Here is a 22,324-nt window from a genome sequence, read left to right as displayed (position 1 = left end):
TCTTGTGGTTCATCCATTATAGCCAATACCCAAAAACAATAGATATAAAAGAGATAGGTCGTCAATGGCTGTCATCGAACTAAAACAGGTGAGTCATTATATTCCTGTCAGTAACCAGTCTACCCCCTTGTTTACTAATATTAACCTAACGCTTCAGGCTGGTGAAATCGTGGTTTTGTTAGGGCAAAGTGGCTCTGGCAAAACAACTTTGCTTAATTTAATCGCAGGCCTGGATTTACCTTATCAAGGCGAAATTTACCTTCACCAACAACCTATGCATAATCGCTCAGCAACGGCTCGGGCCACGATTAGACGACAGCATATTGGTTTTGTGTATCAGCAGTACAACTTATTGCCCTCACTCACTGTGCTGGAAAATGTCATGCTTCCAGGGCTACTTAACAAACAACGGCAGGTAACTGAACGAGCCAGATACTTATTACAAACGGTTGATATGGGAGAGCAGCTCAATCGATTTCCCCACCAACTATCAGGTGGAGAGCAACAACGGGTAGCCATTTGTCGTAGTTTAATTCATCAACCCAGTGTGCTGTTAGCAGATGAACCTACCGGTAGTTTAGATAATACAACCGCTGCCAGGGTAATTGAGCTTTTTTTTTCACAAGTCAATGCCAACCAGCAAACGGTACTACTTGCCACTCATAATGAGCAACTCTGTCAATGGGCTAACCGGGTTGCAGTTATTCATTATGGACAGCTTTCACTCAAGTCATGAACTATTTGCTGTTTGTTGCCTTGCTTAGGCATTATCGTTTTCATCCTTGGCAATTATTTTTTATTTTAATCGGTATTAGCTCTGCTACTTGTTTACTGACAACCATTGACTTACTGATCAAAAATAGCCAGGAAAATTTTTCAATAGCAGCCAAACAACTAAGTGGCCCTGCTACCCACCATATTACCTCTACAACAGGCTGGCTGCCAGAGCAGCTTTATACAGAACTCACCCAGCATTTTTCGATAACTGCCAGCCCGGTTATTCAAGCTTCCGTCAAATTAACAAAAAACGGCGAGTTATATACATTATTAGGTGTAGACTTATTTAAAGCTGTGCACTTTCAAGCCTATGCCACGAGCCCGCAAACCCATAGTGCAACCGCTTTTCTATTAGATTTTATTCAGTCATCTCCCCCTGCTGTCATAATTGCGCAACAACATATTAACCAACACCAATGGCAAATAGGTGATCAACTTGCATTGTATACCGAAAATAATCAGTTTCCCGTGACATTAATGGCCACTTTTAACCAAGAGTTTAGTGAGTTATTCGACCATTTATTGGTAATGGATATTGGCCAGGCACAACAGCGGTTAAATGTGCCAGGCAAACTGAGTCGAATTGATTTAACTATTCATCAAACTGAACAGCTTAATGCTATTCGACAGTGGCTTCCCTCGGCTTACCCGTTAGCGGCAAGCAGTGAAATAACCTCTCAATTAGGGCAAATGAGTGACGCATTAAGTATTAATTTATCAGCTTTAGCTTTATTAGTCGTGGCCACTGGTTTTTTTATTGTGTTTAATACCATGCGCTTTGCACTACTTCAACGCCATCAATTACTCATCCAACTCACACAACTGGGTATTACCACTCAGCAAAAAACCCTCTTACTACTATTAGAGGTAGTCTGCATTGCCATCACTGCAACCCTGTTAGGCATCCTGTTAGGTATTTTGATCAGTATTGAAATACAACAAGTCGCACAACAAACCACCAGTAATCTTTATGGCATGACCCCTGTTACGTTATTTCATGTGCCAGCATCCACCTTATTAAAAGCAATCACGATTGGTATATTTGGGCCATTAGCTGTCGTTAGTATTGACTGTTGGCAAGCCAGTCGCTATTCCACCCAACATCCCCCCCCATTACAATGGCAACCAAGACAGTTACTGGGTTTTGCCTTGCTAGGGGTAATTACTTTAAGTGCTAGTATTTTCGTGTTTTATTTCACCACTGGGCTCACTCATTGTTTTATTGCCATTGGTGGTTTACTGCTTGGTTACGCAACTTGGCTACCGGCGATTAATTGGCTAACGGCCCTATTAGCCAGCAAAATAAAACCCTGGCCTGCTCAATTAAAAGGCATTTTATGGCAATATTTTTGGCAGGATAATCAACGACACAGTATTACCACTAGCATAGCCATGATGGCGCTGGTCATTGCACTGGCCACAGCGATTGGCATTGGCATTATGATTGACAGTTTTCGACTAACCGTCACTCACTGGCTAGAGCATCGCCTATCTGCACATATTTACTTAAAGCAAGAAACATGGGGGCAGCAGCAGATCAAACCGTTACCTGACAAATTATTACAGCGAATGACGAAGCATCCTGCTATTGCACACATTGCGCACTTCCAATCCAAGCAAGTCAGCAGTCAAGGACTGCTCTTTCGCTTAACCAGTAGTAATGCCCCTCCCCCCATGCAACAGGGGTATTTATTTACAGGCGGCAACCCCAACCAAATTTGGCAGAATTGGCAACAACCCAACCAACTGCTGATTAGCGAGCCACTAGCTAATCGATTAAACCTAAAGCAGCATAGTCAGCTGGCAATGAATACACCTAAAGGTATCCAACTATTTCAAGTGGCAGGTATTTATTATGACTACGCCAGTGAGTATGGCCGAGCTTTAATCAGTAAAACAAATTATCAACGTTACTGGCCTGTTTTACCTATCACCTCAATTGCCATCTATTTAATTAACCCCACCCAGCAACAGGCTGTTATTCAGTTAATTAACCAGCTTGCAATCGATGAAAATAATAATTCTCTCAATTTAGCAATAACCACTCCAGAACAACTTAAACAACGCTCGCTGGCTATTTTTGATCAAACTTTTTTAGTCACCAATGGCCTGCGAACCATTGCTATTATCATTGCAGCCATCGGCATGGCCAGCACCTTAATGGCATTACAGCTCAGCCGAACCTATGAAGTGACTCTGCTACATCAGTTAGGTTTTACCCGCTGGCAGATTAATTGTTTCCAAATCTGCCAAATGCTGTGGTTTGGTTGCTTATGTTGTTTACTTGCCTTACCGGTGGGTTATTGGTTATCCCATTGGTTAATTACAGGGGTTAATATACGAGCCTTTGGTTGGAGTATGCCCCTGTTATTTCGCTGGGCAACCTCACTGTCTACACTGGGTTTTACATTAGCAGCAATAGGTGTTGCCTGCCTTTACCCACTCCTTCGCCCACCACAAGCAATTATAAAATCATGAGCCAGCGAACTCTAATCACTCTAGGTATAATTATTACTGGCACTTGCCTGTTAGGCGGGCTGTTTACTGGGGGGGTATTCGACTTGACCAAACCCATCACAGCGCTACAGACTACTAAAAACGATCCCGTTACTTTACAACAGTTGCTGGGTACTCAAAAAAACAGCTCATTTAAACAAGCAACCCAACCTATTTCCTTTCTTTTTCCCCTCGACCATGGCCCCCACTTTTCCTATCGTACTGAGTGGTGGTATTTGACTGGTCACTTATTTGATCGCAATCAACAGCATTATGGCTTCCAATTCACCTTGTTTCGTTTTGCCAGCCAACCCACTTCAACTGCTGCCAACCCCTGGTTGGTACCCCAGTTTTATATGGCCCACCTGGCTTTGAGCAATACTCAACAACAAACCTATCGTAGTGCTGCCAAACTCAGCCGCCAAGGCCCTGGGCTGGCGGGTGTAAAATCCTCCCCCTTACAAGCCTGGTTAGAAAACTGGCAATTACAATCAACCACAGCAGAATCACTCTTTCCCGCCAAATTAACCGCTCAGGCACCAATACAACAAATCGGTTTACAGTTAACCATCGACAAGCTCAAGTCCTGGGTTTTACAAGGCAACCAAGGGCTAAGCCAAAAAAGTCCTGCACAGGGTAATGCCTCTTACTATTACTCTTACCCTCGCTTAAATGTTGTTGGTTCAATTCAATGGAATCAACAGCAAATACCCGTTACTGGACAGGCTTGGTTTGATCATGAGTGGGCTACTAGTGCCCTTGATCGCTACCAAACCGGTTGGGACTGGTTTTCCTTACAACTGGAAAACCAACAAGAGTTGATGATTTATCGTATTCGCAGCCAACCTGGCTACCCCGAAACCCTGTTTGCCAGCTTAATTCAAGCTGACCAGACCATTATTCAACTAAATCCCAGCCAGCTGACAATCAAGGCCACTCAATATCAACAAGCAGCTGGCCATAAACAGTGGCCAGTAGAATGGCAAATTATCCTTCCTGATTATAATTTGTCGTTGAATCTAACACCTACACAGCCTAACCAATTCATAAAGCATTTATTTACTTACTGGGAAGGTGCAGTAAAAATAACCGGCAGTCATCAGGGTTGGGGGTTTGTTGAGCTCACTGGTTATTAACCCTGTAGTAATATACACAAGGTTACGTATAGACATTTGTATAATATACAACTAGTGCAGCATGAGGCAATTTAACTAGTTTTTTTTTAACAAACAAGGTAGTATTTTTGTGCTTATTAAACAAGGATGGCAGTGTTCAAAAAATCGCCATGACGAAAACAACGCTTGCACAAAATATAAAGTTTTTACTAAAAGAAAATGGTTTATCAGAACAAGATATTCAACAACAAACCGGGGTAAAACAAACCACCATCTACCAACTTGTTAATGGTGATGTTACCAGCACAAAGAAGTCAACGGTTAGTATTCTATCTGATTTTTTTGGTGTTGAAGTATGGGAACTCACAGAAGTCAACTTAAGCCAAAAAAAACACCATAGCAACGAAATAGAATATATAGAAGGTAAAGCACTTTATGCAGTTCCAGTGCTGGAGTGGCAAGATATTACTCATTTTAAGCGCTTTCCTATTGGTTACTGGTATCAGCACCGCCCCACCACTTGTGCCTCACGAAAAGTTGGCCAAGGCTTTGCCTTAACAGTCGACTCTAAAGATTACCTGCCTTATTTTAACCCTGGGGTCACCCTGATTTTTAGTGGTAACCGCGCCCCTGAACAAGACAATATTGTGCTAGCTATGACGGATAAGCCACAACCCACGCTAGTTAAATGTAAAAATTTTTCTGATGGGCTGATTTATCTGCAATCGCTTAGCGATGCAAATAACACCATGCTTTACTCAAAAACCTACAGCATCCAAGGAGTGCTCATTGAAGAAAGGTATTCGTGACGAGGATAAAACTGCTCATAAATATGCTTTACATGGGTTTGACAGTATTGAAGGTAAGGTAATTCTCACTGTAACAGGCATAGGTAAACGCTTAGCTATTCCTATTGAGCTATTTTTTACTGATGAAATGATGGACAGTGTGTCAGAGCGAGACTTCAAACTCATCTGCATGCATTACTACAAAAAAACCAACACCTCGATTTTATTTGATAAAAAAGAACGCAGCGAGCGCTCTTGGACCGCTTATGCGATCATGATCAGCATTTTAAGTGCTATCCTGATCAGCAGTAACTTTTCAGGCCTTAAACCTATTAACTTACTAGGTACTGAACTGGTTATTCCTATCGCCCTACTGTTTTATCCTATTACCTATATTATTAATGATGTGATTAATGAATTTTACGGCCTGCGGATGGCGCGTAAAGGTATTCAAATTGCTTTTTTATCTAATATCTTCTTTTGTGCCGTCATTTTTGCAGCCTTACAAATCGCCCCCATCAACCATTGGCAACTAGATGATAGCTTTAACCTGATCGGCACTGAGTTACTTAGTGTGTTTTTTGCCTCCATGATCGCTTACTTAGTTAGTGAGAACCTGAATGCAGTGATCCTGTCAAAAATCCGTAGTCTTACCAACAGCCGCTGGTTATACTTACGGGTATTGGGAAGTACACTGCCGAGCACCATCATTGATAGCTTGTTATTTTGTACTATCGCTTTCTGGCACATTCTTGGGCCAGAGATTGTGCTAATTATGATCACCTCACAAATCATCGTGAAGTCAATATATGCCTTAATCAGCGTTCCCATGACTTATGCTGCCCATGCATTGATGAAACAATTCATTGTAACTGAAGACAGTAAACTAAAGGATCAGAATGAATACACCACTAGACAACACACCCTTAGGGAAGTCAGTTAAATACGAATTCAGCTATAACCCTGAATTACTGGAAGGTGTGCCCCGCAGTCTCAACCGGGAGCCTATTGGTCTTTACCCAGAAAACCTGCCTTTTTCAGGGGTAGATGTATGGAATTTATATGAATTATCCTGGCTCACCCCTTCTGGCAAACCTGCCATCGCCGTTGGTGAAGCTTTTGTTGATGCAACAACGACCAATATTATTGAGTCAAAATCATTCAAACTGTATTTAAACAGTTTTAATCAAACTCATTTTGACAATATTGAAACCGTTCAGGCCACGCTTATCAAAGATTTAAGCCTCATTGCTAACGGTGAAGTCAAAGTGAATTTATGGCACCAGCATAATGCCACCATTGGCAATTTACCTGGCGAATGTATTGATGAAGAAGACATCACTACCGAATGCTATGAAATTGACTCAACCTTATTAACCGGTGCTGCCGACCCTCAACAGCCGGTTGAAGAAACCTTACACTCTCATTTATTAAAGTCCAACTGTTTGGTGACTGGCCAACCAGATTGGGGCAGTGTAATGGTAAAATATGCTGGGGCTAAAATTAATCGAGCCGCCTTGTTAAAATATATTATTTCTTTCCGCCAACACAATGAATTTCATGAGCAATGTGTCGAGCGGATTTTTACCGATATTCAACACTATTGCCAACCCGAAAAACTGACTGTATATGCCCGTTATACCCGCCGTGGTGGCCTAGACATCAACCCCTTCCGCAGTAATTTTGAAAGTGCACCATCTGCGAACGAGCGGATGCTGCGACAGTAGAGTTTTCATTTACTCCACGCTTGAAGGGCAAGTCTGCTAGTGCATGATTTGCCCTTAGCTACCGAATCCCCTGTTATCCTATATCCGTTAGCTTTTTCTATTTAATGCACCTTCGAGAACGTATAAAACAAGCTTGGTTCACTGATAATATAAATATTATCCTGGCCATCTAATACTTGGTTTATTTGGATATCTTTATCTTTATCAAGCTAACCACTTCAATCCCACTCACTTTGACTATATTAAAATTAGTCTTTTAGACAAGTCTAAGTGAGAAAAGCGCAACTCATGAATCAGCTTTTAACTTCTCTACTCATACTATTATCTACTTACTGTATTAGTGCCGAGAAAAAGAAAGCGGGTATTATCTGTTAAAGCAAGTTTTATCCACTAAAAACGCTGCTAGATTTACCCACCATCCAACACCACTAACAGAACAACCACTTCATTTATTGTTAACAAAAAGGCATAAAGATAGCCAACGGTTATTGGAAGCGTTTAACCGCGGTTTGAAAAAATATAAAAGCCGTTTACACAATTAGTTTTTATGAGTCATTTTTCGGTATAAACATCAAGTCATATACATTCACAATGCAGGTTTATTTACACTAAGCCAGCTCTATCATCTCAAAATCAGCCTTGGCTGCGCCACAATCAGGGCAAAGCCAATCCTCCGGAATATCCTCCCACTGAGTACCTGCTGGTATCCCCTCTTCAGGTAAACCTAAGGCTTCATCATAAATAAAGCCGCAAATAACACATTGCCACTTACGCATACCTTCTCCAACGTATTTTATTCCTACCCCCTTTTATGACACCAGACTTACAGTCATAGCCTATTGTCTCATCAGACAGTGTAGCAGTGCCCTGAATAGCATAATGCCTACCTCACTATTGCAAATGATAATAATTCTCGACCGTTTTTAGCATACTTTCTCATTTAGTCGGCTTATTTTATGGTGTATTTGTTACCAACTCACCTATTTATACGACAACTAATGGGGTATTTGCTGACCATGCCAGCTACAGCAGTAAACGCGACTCAACCCAGCACACTTAACAACCCATCCTTATCTCAAGCCACTGCTCCACCACTTATACAAGGTGATATTGGTGGACATACTGTGCAGCTGGCTGAAGCTAACCCTGCCCCGATTACACTACAGTTAGCACTGAAAGATAAACTCAATGAAATATCACCAGGCAATCAGCAAATTTTTCAGCTCACGGGTCAGCATGAGATTAAAATTAATCGGCCAGGCACCTATTGCTGGAAATTAGCCAGTGATTTATATACAAAGCCCAGAACATTTGAAACCAGTAAAGAGTTAGAAATATTTCTAGAAGAAAACTACCCAAAAGAGCTTGATCAAGCCAAAACTATAGAAAAACAATGGGGCGTTGAAATCAGTCGCTCAGCAAATACAAAATACCCCTGGAAAGCCACTGGCGATAAGCTTGAGCAAACCTTCCGTTTTAAGTCACTTGATGACATGACGCAGGCTTTAGAACAAGGCTACTTACGTCGTACTGCCAAGCATATGGCGGCAGCAGAAAGGTTTATACGTGGTCGAGATATTCATAATGTCACTTCAATCACTAAAATGGACACTGGCCCAGTATTAGTGATTGATGGTGGTGATGATTTGGCCGTCAGTCTAGAAAACTCTGGCCTGCCTCGCTCGTTAGTGCTGGCAGTACAAAGTACAGCGCTTTACCCAGCTTTTATAGGTGTGGTGCATAAAGGCTGGCAAGGTGCTAATGACGAATATAACGAAGCACGTGAAGAGTATCAGGAGCTGATTGAATCTCAACAAGCATTAAAAAATGAAGTTCGTAGCCTCGTCACCCAAGAATTGGCGATAAAAGAACAGTTACTCAACTCCACTGACAATGATGATACACAACAGCAGTTACTTAACCTACTAAACCAACATAATGGGTTTAAAACTAATCTATTAGCCTGTGTTGGCCCCTTATTAAGCGCAAAAAATAATGGCGATCAAGCTCAGTTAAAAGACACAATTAACCAACTGAATGCGTTAAAAACTCAGCTGGCTGATCATAATCAACAAGTCAATGAACAATTAACCGATAAACAAACCTCACCAGAGCTACAACAGTTGCTGACTAAATTATCAAGCAGCCAGCTGTTTGATCCTACTTCGCCGGACTGTCATGCTCTTATCCAACAACTGGCGGATTATAAAGCCAATCAAGATGATAAACTGGCAAAATTTGCTGATACACACATTGCTGCCGCCTTTACCGAATCAGGCTTAAGTGGTATGTATTGGGGAATGGTGTCGTTTGAAGCGCGCGCCACCAGCGAATTATTAGTCGGCGAGGCTGCTCAGTCCTTTAGCAGCATTCTCAGTCAGATGGGTGATACCTTTAATGTCATTGGCCAAGCACAAATGGTTATTGCAGGGCTAACCAAAGCCGGATTAGGCATTCATGAAATCAAATCGCTTAATGAATGGTTAGATCAAATTAATACCACGCAAGCACTAGAAAAACCAAATAGCCCAGAATTAACTAAGGTCAAGGCGATGATTGACCAGTTTTATCGTCATCAACGGAATGTCACCGTTGCAGAAACCCTGGGTAACAGTGTGCTTACGCTAGGTCAATTAGGCATGATTCTAGGTGGACCATTTGGAGTGGGTGTGAGCAGTGTGTTGTATGCAGGTGTCGGGGCGACTATTGGTGGCGTTGCGATGAGCCAGGCAGCAGCTCAATATTCCAACAAAATATTTAATGTATCGGAAAAAAAGTCTGCCGCAGAAGAAGCCATTAGCCAACAAACCGATCCCGATGCCAAACCACTGGATATTATTCAACAACGCATCCAGGATCTATACCAATTCAGTCAGGAACAAGCTACCCCTAAAGTATGGCTTAATATTTATCAAACCATTATTAACAACCCCAAAGCAGATGCATTTGAAATATTGGCAAAGGCGGGTAAACCTTATCAAAAATACGACACCGAGCACTCTGGTCATTACCGTCAATTGTACAGAGAGGCACTAGACAATGTTAAAGCAGATAGCCAAAATACAGTCAATATTATTAATCAAGCAAAATCACTGTTACAACAACAAGGGCCTAATACCGCCTTTTCAGCATTTATTAGCCAACATATTCAGCAGCTACAAAAAGTACCTTGGGTAGCAGAGCGATCTGATACTGCAGCGGGTCAAATCAAGCAGCTATTTCAGTTTGCTGAGCAACAAGGGTTTCTTAAAGAGTTTGAACGGCGAATTGTCAAACGTTTGGTTAACAAGAACGGCTATCCGCTGTTTAAAGAACCAAAACTCGAACATGGTCCTTATATCAAGAAAATTACTGCTAATAAATCCAAACGTCCATGGCAAATCCCTAATCCAGTTGCACCTGTAATCAACTTAGGTCGCTTGGTTAAACAATTAATTAAGCCCATTGCTCATCCCAAGCTGCTATCTAACACCCTGTCTATACCGATGAATTGGGGTAAAAAAGACACTAGCGTCTATGTATTTAATCGTGAGCGTTTTTTGCAGGACTTAACTGAATTAAAACCAGATACCCCCGAAGCAAGTTATCTTCATAAAACCTGCCAAATACTATTTACTGAACAATTAGCTAATGATGCTAAACAGTGGTTAGGCAAAGATAATCGGCATGTATTCGAAGAAACTATACGTCATGTTGGTAAGCAGGTACTCAGAGATAATGTACTTCGGCCAATTGTGCATGGCGTTTCTGAGCAAGTAAAATTAGCCGATTTAATTGCAGAACTGTCTTCAGCAAATAACGCTAGCGCTTAATAAAAGCTAACACTGGTACCTCTTTTGATGCAGTGTATCAGTGTTAGTCCAAAACGGTGTTATCATTTTAGCTTATCAAGCGCCACTCCCAGCGTGATTGCTCCAATTGGTTTTTGATCCGCTGGATTGGTTACTGTAAAACTGAGTTGAGTGGTATAAGTGAGGGTTGATTTATCAAACTCTGTTTCGGCAATATGAATAGCTCCATTTCCTTTTAAGTAAGTCTCTTGCCACTTAGCCTCATCTCCTTGCCAATAATCGGATGTAATATCACTTACACCCACATTAGTCCCTTTATTATTCATGACAATCACTTCTTTATACAATCCATTACTATTTTCCTGAACCTCTCGCACAAACCCCGACGCTCGACCATTAACAACGTCATTAATCAGTTCATACTTCCCACTGATTTTTTCTAATCGCCATTTATCATCAAGTACTTTAATTTTAGCCTCATCCCAATCAGCCGCCTTGCTATTGGACTCAATAATTGCATCGATCAGCGCTTTATCTGCTAACCATTTATTTTGAATGGATTGATAATGTTGCTTTAACTTGGCTTCAGTACTTGCAAAAAAGTACCAATAAGCACCACCGCCACCACCAACAATGATTACTAATAAAACAATCGAAACAATGAGCTTTTTCATAATACTCTCGAGTCGAGTTGGCAAGTTTCTCTCAAGTATAGCCACCATTTAACAGAATGGTAGCAATAGTGTCATTGGCTATTTACTGACAATCACTATAGCATGCACATGACAGCTAACCATTACACCTTATATGTTACCAAGCAGATGTTAGTCACCCATAAAAATAACTATTTTAAAGGTAAAAACTATACCAAATAATAAATCGCCACTATTTCATTTTTTAACTGCTATATTTTTTACATCAAGTGTATGACCAAGTGGGACTGAATAATTAAAGTCTCATCATATGATTCCTTTCTCGTTAAGAATATGATTAGAACTCACATTAATTCAATACTAATTAGTTTTTTTGATATTTAGCCTTTAAAGTAACGGAATACCTTCGCAAATTTAATTTGAACTCTAAACAATTATCTGCTATCTTTTTTTGGATTACTTACCAATCAAAAGGTTAATTATGTGCGGCATTTGTGGAGAGTTTCGCTTCGACCAAACATCACCATCCATTAAAACATTACAAAAAATGAATGCCCGACAGACATCACGCGGGCCTGATCACTCCGGGTTATTTATCCAAGATAATATAGGGCTTGGACATACTCGATTAAAAATTATGGATTTAAGTGCCGCATCGGCCCAACCTATGCATGACTACCAACTGGGCTTAACCTTAGTATTTAATGGTGCTATTTATAATTACCCAGAAATTCGTCAGCAACTTGAGCAATTGGGGTATCAGTTTTACTCCTCAGGTGATACAGAAGTCGTATTAAAAGCATTCCATGCATGGGGCCCTGAGTGTTTACAACGATTTAATGGTATGTTTGCTTTTGTTATTTGGCTTCGAGATCAAAATAAATTATTTATGGCCCGTGATCGCTTGGGGATTAAACCACTTTATTACTCACTCCAACCCAATGCTTGCTTATTTGCCTCGACATTACCCGCGTTATTAACAGCCCCCACTATCAGCAAACAGTTAAATCCAAAAGCGTTACATTTTTATATGCACTTCCATTCTGTAGTACCAGCACCTGATACTATATTTAGCAATATTCATAAACTGGAGCCTGGTCATTATCAGTGGCTTGATGGTGATGGCCAGCTAACTAAGCATCAATATTGGCAATTAACTTATGATTCTATTTCAAAGCCCATTAATGCTGATACCTTGGCAGAGTGGCAAAGCCAATTAACAGAGCAACTATTAACAGCCGTAAAGCGCAGAAATGTCGCTGCAGTTGATGTTGGCGTACTATTATCCGGTGGTGTTGACTCTAGCTTACTAGTCGGACTACTGACTGAAGTAAAATCAACACCGATTCAAACATTTTCTATTGGCTTTGATACCGTTGAAGATGAAGCAGGCGACGAATTTACATACTCTGACCTAATTGCCGAACAATTTGCAACTGACCACCATAAGTTATTTGTCTCTCCTACCCAGCTCATGGACAACTTACCCAGTGCTATCGCATCAATGTCCGAACCGATGATGAGCCATGACTGTATTGCCTTTTATTTATTAGCCGCCGAAGTCAGTAAACACTGTAAGGCCGTTCAAAGTGGTCAAGGAGCTGACGAGGTGTTTGGTGGATATCACTGGTACCCACCTTTATTAACATCAAATACGCCTGTCCAAACGTATAAGCAACATTTTTTTGATCGCAATTACTCTGAATATCAACAAATTTTTCAAACTGACTGGGTAACTCAAGACTATGCCAGTGAGTTTGTTGCTGGGCATTTTTCACAACCAGGAGCTAATGACCCAATTACTAAGGCATTACGTCTTGATACAACCGTAATGCTGATTGAAGACCCAGTAAAACGCGTAGACAACATGACAATGGCCCATGGCTTAGAGGCAAGAGTACCTTTTCTAGATCATGAGCTGGTTGAGTTTAGTGCAACCTTGCCCACCGCCGTTAAAGTAAAGGCCAACGATGGTAAGTGGATACTGAAATCCGTCGCCAGACAGTTTGTCACTGATAAAGTCATTGATCGCCCTAAGGGCTATTTTCCCGTTCCTGCTCTAAAGTATTTACAAGGGCCAACCTTAAAGTGGGTTGCTGCTGCATTGACTAGCCACACAGCAAAGCAGCGAAAACTCTATAACCAAGCGTATATTGATACTTTGTTAAGCAACCCTAAAAACCATTTATCACCATTAAATGGTTCTAAGCTGTGGCAAATGGGCCTGCTTGAACTCTGGCTTCAAACCCAAGGAATTTAGTCATGCAACTAGATCAGCCAGCCTCTAATGAGCGACTTTTAAGAAAACAGTTACCTTCATTTAATAATCTGAAAGCCGTCGCTAACCATCATGAAGATAAGCAACTGCCAGAAAATATTATCATCCCTTGTGGCTGGGGACGTTTAATCATCGGCAATACATTTCCAGACCCCCAACAACTGGCAAGCACCTTAGCCGAAGAATCAGAAGGCCAACGGGACATTGCCCTTTATGTATCAAACCCCCATGTCGTATTGAGCTACTCTCCCCAGCATCTATTTCTAGACCCTTCAGATACTTTGCGCATTTGGATGGATAATTACCGGGCCGCTAAAAAGCCTTTTTCTCATTTACAAATTCGCCGAGCCTGCTCTATTGACGATGCAACCGCTATCAATGCACTCTATCAACAACGTAAAATGGTCTCGGTTGATCCTCAACAAGTTGAGTTTTATAAAAATTCTCGAAAAGTTATTTTTTTTGTAGCAGAACATGTTGCCAGCAAAGAAATTATTGGCACTGTTATTGCCGTTAATCACCGAGAGTCTTATGGCGACCCAACCCATGGCAGCAGTTTATGGTCATTGGCTGTATCCCCAAATACCCAGGTCGCGGGTGTTGGTGAGGCACTCGTTCGGCATATTATTGAATATTGTGCAGCTCGGGGTTGTCATTACCTGGACTTATCTGTCTTACATAGTAATAACATGGCCAAAGAGCTATATAAAAAAATTGGTTTCAAACCAATTAATACCTTTGCTATCAAAAACAAAAATGCCATTAATGAAAAATTATTTTTAGGGGATAACCAACCCGAAAAATTAAACCCTTATGCCCAAATTATTGCTGATGAGGCTATGCGGAGAGGGATTGATGTCATAGTGCAGGACTATGCCGAAAATTTATTTACGTTATCTTTAGGGGGGCGAAAAATCCGCTGTCACGAATCGCTATCGGATGTAACACCGGCTGTATCCATGCACCTGTGTCAACAAAAAGCGCTCACGCATAAAATCTTGCAAAGCGCTGGTTTAAATACCCCAGAACATTGTATTTATCAATCAGAATTACAAGCCAATGCCTTTTTAGCCAAGCATCAAGCCATCGTGGTCAAACCAGCCAATAGCGAGCAAGGCAGAGGTATTACTGTCAACATACAAAATCATACGACACTAATGAGCGCTATCGAACGCGCACAGCACGAGTCTGCAGATATTTTATTAGAAAAGTTTTATCAAGGCCTGGATTTACGTATCGTGGTTATTGGTTATCAAGTAGTGGCTGCCGCTATTCGAAAACCCGCTGAGATTATTGGCGATGGCGTCCACTCCATCAAATGCTTAGTTACCTACCAAAGCCGTCGGCGCCAGGCTGCAACAGGCGGTGAAAGCCGTATACCCATTGATAGCGAAACTGAGCGATGTATTACTGAACAAGGTTACTCATGGAGCACTATACTGCCAAAAGGTAAACAGTTATTTGTTTGCAAAACGGCAAATTTACATACGGGTGGCACTTTGCAGGATGTGACGACTAATTTATCAGACACATTACGAACTGTTGCTGAGCAAGCTGCTCAAGCCTTAGCTATCCCGGTCGTAGGCTTAGACTTTATTGTACCAAGCCCCAATGCTACTGAGTACATTATCATTGAAGCAAATGAACGCCCTGGTTTGGAAAATCACGCCCCCCAACCGACGGCTGAAAAATTTATTGATTTATTATTTCCATTAAGTAACAAACAAATAATATGAAAAATATTCCTTTTACGATTGATCAAGATTATTTACTTAACCAACTACAGTCTTTATTGACCATTCCCTGTCCAACAGGTTTTACAGATCAAGCTGTGTGTTATGTATGCCATGAGCTTGATAAGCTGAAAATAGATTATTCTCTCACTAGACGAGGAACAATCATCGGTAACCTGGTGGGCAAACAGCAATCGCCCGATCGCGCGGTTGTTACCCACCTGGATACCATTGGCGCAATGGTCAGAGAGATTAAGGCCAATGGGCGCTTGGCCATCACCCCCGTCGGCCATTGGTCAAGCCGCTTTGCTGAGGGAGGCCGAGTCAGTGTCTTTACCGATGTAGGTGAGCTGCGGGGAACTGTGCTACCTATTTTTGCTGCTGGCCATGTATTTAATCAAGAAATTGATACCCAACCTGTTACTTGGGACCATGTTGAAGTACGAGTCGACTTGGAAATCCATTCTCAGGCAGATGCTCTTAATCATGGTATAGGCGTCGGTGACTTTGTTGCTTTTGACCCCAATTCTGAGGTGATGGAAAATGGTTATTTAGTATCTCGCCACCTCGACAACAAAGCAGGCACAGCCAGTTTATTAGCAGCGATTAAAGCAGTTAAAGACTACAACATTCCAGTAACAATTGATTGCCACCCTATTTTCACCTTATCTGAAGAAACCGGAATGGGATTAGGGCACGCCCTGGATTGCCATGTAACAGAATGTGTGGGTATTGACATTGGCCCTATTGCTGAAGGGCAAAATGCCATCGAGCGGGGTGTTACGATTGCCATGAAGGATTCCAGTGGCCCTTACGATTATTACTTAACCCATCACTTAATCGACTTGTGTTGTACCAATAATATTCCCCATAGCCGGGACGTTTTTCGTTATTATTACAGTGATGCTGTGTCTGCAATCAATGCCGGACATGATGTACGTCATGGCTTAATTACCTTTGGCACTGATGCTACTCATGGTTATGAAAGAACCCATCTTGAAGCGTTAATTCATTGTGCAAGGTTGATCGTCCATTATATACAGAGCCCACCTGCCATTAAAACAGACGCAAAGGCCAAACCTACAACAGAGGAATTTACCGATCAGGCTGCTAGCTATCCCACCAATAATGCTCCCCCATTTAATTGAGGGTGTTGCAAAAGGGTACAGAAAGTAAATTTAGTGCCCGATATGAAATAACAGGATATTCTTCCGCCGCTTTTGGAGTGCCGTCCCTGGCCCATCAAGCGCTAAAAAGGCATCCATGCCTTAGCTACAGAACACCCTGTCACCCCATATCCGCTAGCTTTTTGCAACAACCTGAATTCCAGTGATTAGCTTCATGCAGCACTAGTCACTTTCTATGTGGTTTATTCAGCCCGATTATTTAGATAAACAGGTTATTCAGGTAAGTCTTTTTTGCTCGCAGACGTGATAGCTCCCACCTCTAACAAAGGCGCTGCATCCAAATCCTGAGCATCCATCATACTGGCAATACGCTGCATTGATGAAAGCAATAAAGACTGTTCCCATTCTTTGAGCCCACAAAACTTTTTAATAAAGTGGTCTTGTAAAGGCTGGGGGGCCGATTGTAATGCCGCTTGCCCCAGCTCAGTCAAGTAAAGCCCAACCCGTCGTTTATCTTGTTGACTACGCTGCCTAACTAGCAAGCTACGCGCTTCCAACCGATCCGTAATATTGGTGATGGTTGCAGGACTTAAATTAATATTTTTAGCAACTGCACTAATGGTAATGCCTTCCTGGCGCCCTACTTCCTGTAAAATCAACAACTGGGGGCCAGTCAAACCTAAGTTTTTGTTTAACTGTTTAGAGTGCAAGTCAATTGCCCGGATAACTTTCCGCAAGGCAACCAACAGTTCTTCATATTTTTCCATGCTCAAATATACCACAATAAATTCTACCAGCTAATGCTGATACTAGCCCCATTGTACAACACATTTTCTTTAGTAAAGAACTACTAAGCTCAAGTATTTATTTAAGGGCTCCTCTAATAATTGTTTATGGTCTCTGCGCAAGCTGACGGGTCTTGAACAAGACGGCTTCCGAAGTGTAAGACTGGTTGCCTTTCCAAGCAAACCAAGAACTCGTCAGGCAGCGCCTTTCAGGGGTTTCTGGTAAAAAAAACCACATTCGGTGTTGTTGCTTGTCGACAGGCGCTTTATCCAATCCAAACAGAGCCGTTTGGCCCACTATCCTCACAAGTAGAACGAAGTCAAAACATTACACATCTAAACAATAGAACTCAAACAAATAAGCATTACAACAACTACAATTCACCAACTTAATCACAATCAAAACCATGACATATAACCAAAAATCGTTAAAGATAACGGATTTTAAAGGAAGTTATAGTCGAGCCCATCCAGTTTGTGTTGTAATATTAGCTGGATAGTTTCAGGGTGAACAACCATATTTTAGTTTGAATACTAACAATACTAAGTTAGTATGCAACAACAATAAAACATCCAGTCTGAATATTTCATCAGACATAAAAGATTCCAGGCACCCTGGTTAAGATCCATTTATCTCAAATGAAAAAAAATAAATTAGGTTTACATTAATGAAAAAATTACTGTTTTTTTTATGTTTAACAATGACGCTGGCGAGCACTACACATGCAAAAGAATGTGAAATTGATAGAAAGATTCGTTTCGCAGGCATGAACTGGCTGTCCAACCAAATTACGGTAGAAATTGAACGCTTTATTTTAGAAAAGGGTTACGGTTGTACAACCACTGTTGAAACTGGTGACACCTTACCCATGCTGGCAGCCATCACTCGGGGTGATGTAGATATTATGGCAGAAGTTTGGATCAACAGCGTCTCAAAAGCCTGGAATAAAGGCGTTAAAGAAGGCCAAGTAAAAAGCCTCGGCGATGTTTATACTGGCGGTATTGAAGGTTGGTTTATTCCCAAATACTTGGCGAAAAAATACCCTAATTTAAAATCTGTCAGTGATTTACCCAAATACAAACATTTATTTAAAGATCGCGAAGCACCCGGTAAAGGCCGTTTTTATTCTTGCCCCATTGGCTGGGCCTGCGAAGTGATTAACCAAAACTTGATAAAAGCTTTTCAACTAGAAGACCAATATAATGTTTTTTCTCCAGGAACAGGGGCTGCACTAAAAGCATCAATTACCTCACACTACAAGCGTCGTAAGCCTATTTTATTTTACTACTGGGCACCAACTGCTGTTTTAGGCAAATATGACATGGTAAAACTCACAATGCCCCCCTACGATAAAACCGGCCACCTTTGCAATACTAACCCTGAATGTACTAAACCTTATCCTGGTAATTATCCTGTTGCAGCAATTAAAACCGGCGTTCATACCGACTTCGCTGAAGCGGCACCACAGTTGGTGGACTTTATTAGTAAAGTAAAAATCCCCACCCAGGAAGTCAACAAATTATTAGCCTGGGCCGATGAAGAAGGCGCTGAGTCAACTGAAGTGGCCCATTATTTCTTAAAAAATTATGAGCCTTTATGGACCCAATGGGTACCAGGTGACGTCGCCAAGCAAGTTAAAGCTGCACTGTGAGGTAACCCGATGTTTCCTGAGTTGATTCCTGCTCGCAAACTGCGCAAAACCATTGATAATGCCGTTGAAAATCTGGTGGCAGAGTACGGGGATATCCTTGAACAAGCCACCCAACCCTTTATTGATCTACTGGTATGGCTTGAGCAAGGGTTACGGCAATCGCCTTGGTGGTTAGTACTGCTAGTAGTTGCAGGATTAACCTGGCTAGGCAGTCGCCGCTGGCAACTAACATTTGCAATGCCTGCCTTACTGGCTTTTATCGGTGCCATTGGCCTTTGGGACCAGGGAATGCAAACTCTGGCCTTAATGATTGTAGCCACTGGGCTATCAATTCTGATTGGTATTCCTACTGGTATCTTAATGTCACGATCAACCTGGCTGCGGAAAATCATCTTACCTATTCTGGATATTATGCAAACTATGCCCAGCTTTGTTTACTTGATTCCCGTGGTAATGTTATTTGGCTTAGGAAAAATCCCTGCCATTATTGCCACGGTTATTTATGCTGTGCCACCGTTAATCCGGTTGACTGATCTTGGTATCCGCCTGGTTGATAAAGAAGTTCTGGAAGCTTCCCAGGCTTTTGGAGCCAACACCAGACAACAGTTACTAGGCATTCAATTACCCCTGGCGTTACCCAATATTATGGCTGGCATTAACCAAACCACGATGATGGCATTAGCCATGGTGGTCATTGCTTCCATGATTGGCGCCAAAGGGTTAGGCCAGGAAGTATTAATGGGGATCAACCGCCTGGAAGTAGGCCGAGGTTTATTAGCTGGTTTAGCCATCGTCGCCTTAGCCATTTTATTTGATCGTATTACCCAGTCCTTTGGCCAGCGCCGACAGCAACAGGAGCAGTCTGCATGAAAATTGAAGTTCGCAATATTTATAAGCTGTTTGGTCCCCGCCCGAACAAATGGCTAAAGGAAACAAAGGCCGGTTTAAGCAAGCCGGCACTATTGGAAAAAAGCGGCCACACCATTGGACTACGCAATATTAATTTGAATATTGAAGCAGGCCAGATATACGTCATTATGGGTCTATCGGGCTCTGGAAAATCCACGTTGATTCGTCACTTTAATCGGCTGATTGAGCCCACTGATGGACAAATTATTGTTGATGGTATCGACGTTATGGCGATGTCTAAACGCGAATTAGAAGACTTCCGTCGCCATAAAGTGAGTATGGTTTTCCAGCGATTTGGTTTATTACCCCATAAAACCATTATCGATAATGTTGCATACGGACTCGCTATTCAAGGCGTTAGCAAACAAGCTCGCGAAGAAAAAGCCCTTTATTGGCTTGACCAAGTAGGCTTAACTGGATTTGAAAATCAATATCCCAATCAATTATCCGGTGGTATGCAACAGCGGGTTGGTCTGGCCCGTGCATTAGCGACAGATCCGGATATTTTATTAATGGACGAAGCTTTTAGCGCTCTTGACCCATTAATTCGCCGAGAAATGCAAGATCAGTTAATGGCGTTACAGGAGAAGCTCAATAAAACCATTATTTTTATTACCCATGATTTGGACGAAGCCCTGCGTTTGGGCAATCGAATTGCCATTTTACGGGATGGAGAGTTGATTCAGGAAGGCACCCCAGAAGATATTTTACTCAACCCAGAAAATGATTATGTGCAGGCCTTTCTCCAAGACGTCAACAGAGGCAAAGTGCTTACCGCAGGCCACGCTACCAAGCAACCAGGCATTACCTTAACTACCCGCACCACCCCACAAAAAGCCCTAGAAAAATTAAAGCAACAAGGGCTTGATTATGCCTGCGTACTGGAGGGAAAAACCTTAAAAGGCATTGTTACCCATTTGGATATCACCAAAGCCAGTCAGGCACAAGCGAAAGAAATTGGTCGTTATGTGCAAGAGGCCATTACTATCCCCGATGATGCCGAATTACAAGAAGTGTTACCTCAGTTGCTCACCTCAAAGCTACCGGTTGCAGTCACCAATAAGCAGGGGGAATTTAAGGGCTGGCTGTCTAAAACCAAAGTGATCGATTTAGTGGCTTAACAAGCCATTAAATCCTTGTAGGACACTTTAAAAAAACCAATTGCTATGGAAAAAAGTGAAGGTAAATTTCAGGCAAAAAAAAGCTCTGGCAGATTAGGAGGGATGCCAGAGCGTGAAAGTTTACCAATTAGGAGTCAAGCGAGTAACTTAACTGCGGTCTAGTTTAGCAGCTGACCAGAATAGCAACATTCGTAGATATACCGGCGTCAATACGGGAATTACTTACTAACTGGCTAAGTGCTAATATCCCCAATAACTTAATGAATATTTCTACAGTTTGATAAAATATTCCGGCTAATAAACAACCGCAAGCTTACCCACCATTTTTCCACTTTCACTTTTTTGATGTGCTATTTTTAAAGTCTCAGCATTCAATCCAGTAAGCGTTTCAGTTAAGGTTGATCGAATTATGCCTTGATCGACCAACGATTTAATTTGCTCCAATATATAGTGTTGTTGAATCATATCATCTGTTTTGTACAGAGAGCGGGTAAACATAACTTCCCAGTGAAATGCCACCGATTTAAACTGTAATTGGCTAAGGTCTACAGGCTGGCCACTTTCAACAATACCCACTATTGCTCCTTGTGGCTTGATTAACTCAACCATTGCATCCCAGTGCCCGTAAGTATCAGCGGTATTGAAGATATAATCGACATATTCAATACCCAACGCCCTAACACTTTCCACTAAGCTATGATGATTCGCTACCTGATCAGCCCCCAATTCAGTCACCCATTGACTTGTTTCTGGACGTGATGCTGTAGCAATCACATTAAACTTGCCAACCTGTTTAGCTAGCTGAATCGCTATAGAACCCACGCCCCCTGCTCCACCAATAATAAGTAACGTTTTTCCAGCACCCTCCCCTGGTTTCATTACCAGCCGATCAAATAGGGCTTCCCAAGCAGTCAATGCGGTTAAAGGTAATACCGCCGCCTCGGCGGCAGATAACTGATTGGGTTTATGGCCGACTATTCTCTCATCCACTAACTGATATTCAGCATTACTACCTGAACGAGAAATATCTCCAGCATAAAACACGGTATCCCCTTCTTTAAATAAGGTCACTTGATCACCCACTGAGACAACTGTTCCCACGGCATCAAAGCCTAAAATCCGTGGCTTATCGAGCTGATCCTGGCTAGCAGCTTTTTTTCGCACTTTAGTATCAACAGGATTAATAGACACCGCTTCTACCTTAACAAGTAAATCCCTTGCTTCAGGCTTTGGCTGCTCAGTCGTAAACGCAAATAAACTTTGTTCATCTGTAATGGGTAATGATTGAGTAAAACCTATCGCTTTCATTCACTTATCCTCATCTGTATTGCTTTGCTTGGGTCATTTCCATGACGAAAAATGCGCTACTGCA

Annotated in this window: 18 protein-coding genes; 13 read left to right on the top strand and 5 right to left on the bottom strand. The window is 41.8% G+C overall.

Annotated features, from left to right (window positions below; genetic code table 11):
• The first annotated feature begins 64 nt into the window (after positions 1-64).
• The 6 genes from OQE68_RS24555 to queF all read left to right on the top strand — a co-directional run bounded on the left by OQE68_RS24555 (position 65) and on the right by queF (position 6,903).
• Positions 65-736: an ABC transporter ATP-binding protein gene (locus OQE68_RS24555; protein WP_180566982.1), complete on the top strand. Its 672-nt coding sequence runs from the start codon at positions 65-67 to the stop codon at positions 734-736.
• Positions 733-3,255, top strand: coding sequence for an ABC transporter permease (locus tag OQE68_RS24550; RefSeq protein WP_180566981.1), 2,523 nt, complete (start codon positions 733-735; stop codon positions 3,253-3,255). The genes OQE68_RS24555 and OQE68_RS24550 overlap by 4 nt, the downstream gene beginning before the upstream one ends.
• Positions 3,252-4,409 (top strand): lipocalin-like domain-containing protein, encoded by a 1,158-nt coding sequence (locus OQE68_RS24545; RefSeq protein WP_180566980.1) that lies wholly within the window; start codon positions 3,252-3,254, stop codon positions 4,407-4,409. Before OQE68_RS24550 ends, OQE68_RS24545 begins: the two co-directional genes overlap by 4 nt.
• A gap of 107 nt (positions 4,410-4,516) precedes the next feature.
• A complete protein-coding gene (locus tag OQE68_RS24540) occupies positions 4,517-5,197 on the top strand; it encodes a helix-turn-helix domain-containing protein (RefSeq protein ID WP_180566979.1) in 681 nt (226 codons plus the stop codon).
• The gene (locus tag OQE68_RS24535) at positions 5,178-6,119 is read left to right on the top strand and encodes a queuosine precursor transporter (protein WP_180566978.1); all 942 of its coding nucleotides are present in this window, start codon (positions 5,178-5,180) and stop codon (positions 6,117-6,119) included. The genes OQE68_RS24540 and OQE68_RS24535 overlap by 20 nt, the downstream gene beginning before the upstream one ends.
• Positions 6,076-6,903, top strand: a complete 828-nt coding sequence (gene queF, locus OQE68_RS24530) for an NADPH-dependent 7-cyano-7-deazaguanine reductase QueF (protein WP_180566977.1) — start codon at positions 6,076-6,078, stop codon at positions 6,901-6,903. Before OQE68_RS24535 ends, queF begins: the two co-directional genes overlap by 44 nt.
• A 101-nt stretch (positions 6,904-7,004) precedes the next feature.
• Here the strand turns inward: queF and OQE68_RS31020 are convergent, their stop codons facing one another.
• Both OQE68_RS31020 and OQE68_RS24525 read right to left on the bottom strand, forming a co-directional pair.
• Positions 7,005-7,088 (bottom strand): SdiA-regulated domain-containing protein, encoded by an 84-nt coding sequence (locus OQE68_RS31020; RefSeq protein ID WP_353618523.1) that lies wholly within the window; start codon positions 7,086-7,088, stop codon positions 7,005-7,007.
• A gap of 423 nt (positions 7,089-7,511) precedes the next feature.
• Positions 7,512-7,679, bottom strand: coding sequence for a rubredoxin (locus tag OQE68_RS24525; RefSeq protein ID WP_180566976.1), 168 nt, complete (start codon positions 7,677-7,679; stop codon positions 7,512-7,514).
• A gap of 240 nt (positions 7,680-7,919) precedes the next feature.
• Here OQE68_RS24525 and OQE68_RS24520 point away from each other — a divergent pair, with 240 nt between their 5' ends.
• Positions 7,920-10,715 carry a hypothetical protein gene (locus OQE68_RS24520; RefSeq protein ID WP_266195814.1) on the top strand — a complete coding sequence of 932 codons (2,796 nt, stop codon included), beginning with the start codon at positions 7,920-7,922 and terminating at the stop codon, positions 10,713-10,715.
• A gap of 62 nt (positions 10,716-10,777) precedes the next feature.
• Here the strand turns inward: OQE68_RS24520 and OQE68_RS24515 are convergent, their stop codons facing one another.
• Complete coding sequence (locus tag OQE68_RS24515; protein ID WP_180566974.1) at positions 10,778-11,368, bottom strand: hypothetical protein; 591 nt, start codon at positions 11,366-11,368, stop codon at positions 10,778-10,780.
• Between the two features lie 460 nt (positions 11,369-11,828).
• Between OQE68_RS24515 and OQE68_RS24510 the strand changes: the two genes are divergently transcribed.
• The 3 genes from OQE68_RS24510 to OQE68_RS24500 are packed head-to-tail and all read left to right on the top strand — an operon-like array spanning position 11,829 to position 16,506.
• On the top strand, positions 11,829-13,607 hold the full coding sequence (locus OQE68_RS24510) for an N-acetylglutaminylglutamine amidotransferase (RefSeq protein ID WP_180566973.1): 1,779 nt from the start codon (positions 11,829-11,831) through the stop codon (positions 13,605-13,607).
• A 2-nt stretch (positions 13,608-13,609) separates the two neighbouring features.
• Complete coding sequence (ngg, locus tag OQE68_RS24505) at positions 13,610-15,361, top strand: N-acetylglutaminylglutamine synthetase (protein WP_180566972.1); 1,752 nt, start codon at positions 13,610-13,612, stop codon at positions 15,359-15,361.
• The gene (locus OQE68_RS24500; RefSeq protein WP_180566971.1) at positions 15,358-16,506 is read left to right on the top strand and encodes an osmoprotectant NAGGN system M42 family peptidase; all 1,149 of its coding nucleotides are present in this window, start codon (positions 15,358-15,360) and stop codon (positions 16,504-16,506) included. Before ngg ends, OQE68_RS24500 begins: the two co-directional genes overlap by 4 nt.
• A gap of 251 nt (positions 16,507-16,757) precedes the next feature.
• On the opposite strand, the gene OQE68_RS24495 is transcribed toward OQE68_RS24500, so the two are convergent.
• Complete coding sequence (locus tag OQE68_RS24495) at positions 16,758-17,252, bottom strand: MarR family winged helix-turn-helix transcriptional regulator (protein ID WP_180566970.1); 495 nt, start codon at positions 17,250-17,252, stop codon at positions 16,758-16,760.
• A gap of 686 nt (positions 17,253-17,938) precedes the next feature.
• Between OQE68_RS24495 and OQE68_RS24490 the strand changes: the two genes are divergently transcribed.
• The 3 genes from OQE68_RS24490 to OQE68_RS24480 are packed head-to-tail and all read left to right on the top strand — an operon-like array spanning position 17,939 to position 20,952.
• Positions 17,939-18,922 (top strand): ABC transporter substrate-binding protein, encoded by a 984-nt coding sequence (locus OQE68_RS24490; RefSeq protein WP_180566969.1) that lies wholly within the window; start codon positions 17,939-17,941, stop codon positions 18,920-18,922.
• Between the two features lie 9 nt (positions 18,923-18,931).
• A complete protein-coding gene (locus tag OQE68_RS24485) occupies positions 18,932-19,792 on the top strand; it encodes an ABC transporter permease (RefSeq protein ID WP_180566968.1) in 861 nt (286 codons plus the stop codon).
• Positions 19,789-20,952 (top strand): quaternary amine ABC transporter ATP-binding protein, encoded by a 1,164-nt coding sequence (locus OQE68_RS24480; RefSeq protein ID WP_180566967.1) that lies wholly within the window; start codon positions 19,789-19,791, stop codon positions 20,950-20,952. The genes OQE68_RS24485 and OQE68_RS24480 overlap by 4 nt, the downstream gene beginning before the upstream one ends.
• Positions 20,953-21,246: 294 nt before the next feature.
• Here OQE68_RS24480 and OQE68_RS24475 read toward each other — a convergent pair whose 3' ends face one another.
• Positions 21,247-22,260 carry a zinc-binding alcohol dehydrogenase family protein gene (locus OQE68_RS24475; RefSeq protein ID WP_180566966.1) on the bottom strand — a complete coding sequence of 338 codons (1,014 nt, stop codon included), beginning with the start codon at positions 22,258-22,260 and terminating at the stop codon, positions 21,247-21,249.
• Between the last annotated feature and the right edge of the window lie 64 nt (positions 22,261-22,324).

This window comes from Spartinivicinus marinus (assembly GCF_026309355.1).
GTDB lineage: Bacteria > Pseudomonadota > Gammaproteobacteria > Pseudomonadales > Zooshikellaceae > Spartinivicinus > Spartinivicinus marinus.
Note: the sequence above shows the minus strand (reverse complement) of the source record. Positions and strands in the feature narration are given on the sequence as shown.

Excerpts from the sequence above, each read along its gene's own strand:
- OQE68_RS24545 (WP_180566980.1), top strand. The coding sequence starts at position 3,252 with ATGAGCCAGCGAACTCTAATCACTCTAGGTATAATTATTACTGGCACT.
- OQE68_RS24515 (WP_180566974.1), bottom strand. The coding sequence starts at position 11,368 with ATGAAAAAGCTCATTGTTTCGATTGTTTTATTAGTAATCATTGTTGGT.
- OQE68_RS24510 (WP_180566973.1), top strand. The coding sequence starts at position 11,829 with ATGTGCGGCATTTGTGGAGAGTTTCGCTTCGACCAAACATCACCATCC.
- OQE68_RS24480 (WP_180566967.1), top strand. The coding sequence starts at position 19,789 with ATGAAAATTGAAGTTCGCAATATTTATAAGCTGTTTGGTCCCCGCCCG.
- OQE68_RS24550 (WP_180566981.1), top strand. The coding sequence starts at position 733 with ATGAACTATTTGCTGTTTGTTGCCTTGCTTAGGCATTATCGTTTTCAT.
- OQE68_RS24475 (WP_180566966.1), bottom strand. The coding sequence starts at position 22,260 with ATGAAAGCGATAGGTTTTACTCAATCATTACCCATTACAGATGAACAA.
- queF (WP_180566977.1), top strand. The coding sequence starts at position 6,076 with ATGAATACACCACTAGACAACACACCCTTAGGGAAGTCAGTTAAATAC.
- OQE68_RS24500 (WP_180566971.1), top strand. The coding sequence starts at position 15,358 with ATGAAAAATATTCCTTTTACGATTGATCAAGATTATTTACTTAACCAA.
- OQE68_RS24520 (WP_266195814.1), top strand. The coding sequence starts at position 7,920 with ATGCCAGCTACAGCAGTAAACGCGACTCAACCCAGCACACTTAACAAC.
- OQE68_RS24490 (WP_180566969.1), top strand. The coding sequence starts at position 17,939 with ATGAAAAAATTACTGTTTTTTTTATGTTTAACAATGACGCTGGCGAGC.
- OQE68_RS24525 (WP_180566976.1), bottom strand. The coding sequence starts at position 7,679 with ATGCGTAAGTGGCAATGTGTTATTTGCGGCTTTATTTATGATGAAGCC.
- OQE68_RS24495 (WP_180566970.1), bottom strand. The coding sequence starts at position 17,252 with ATGGAAAAATATGAAGAACTGTTGGTTGCCTTGCGGAAAGTTATCCGG.
- OQE68_RS24485 (WP_180566968.1), top strand. The coding sequence starts at position 18,932 with ATGTTTCCTGAGTTGATTCCTGCTCGCAAACTGCGCAAAACCATTGAT.
- OQE68_RS24555 (WP_180566982.1), top strand. The coding sequence starts at position 65 with ATGGCTGTCATCGAACTAAAACAGGTGAGTCATTATATTCCTGTCAGT.
- ngg (WP_180566972.1), top strand. The coding sequence starts at position 13,610 with ATGCAACTAGATCAGCCAGCCTCTAATGAGCGACTTTTAAGAAAACAG.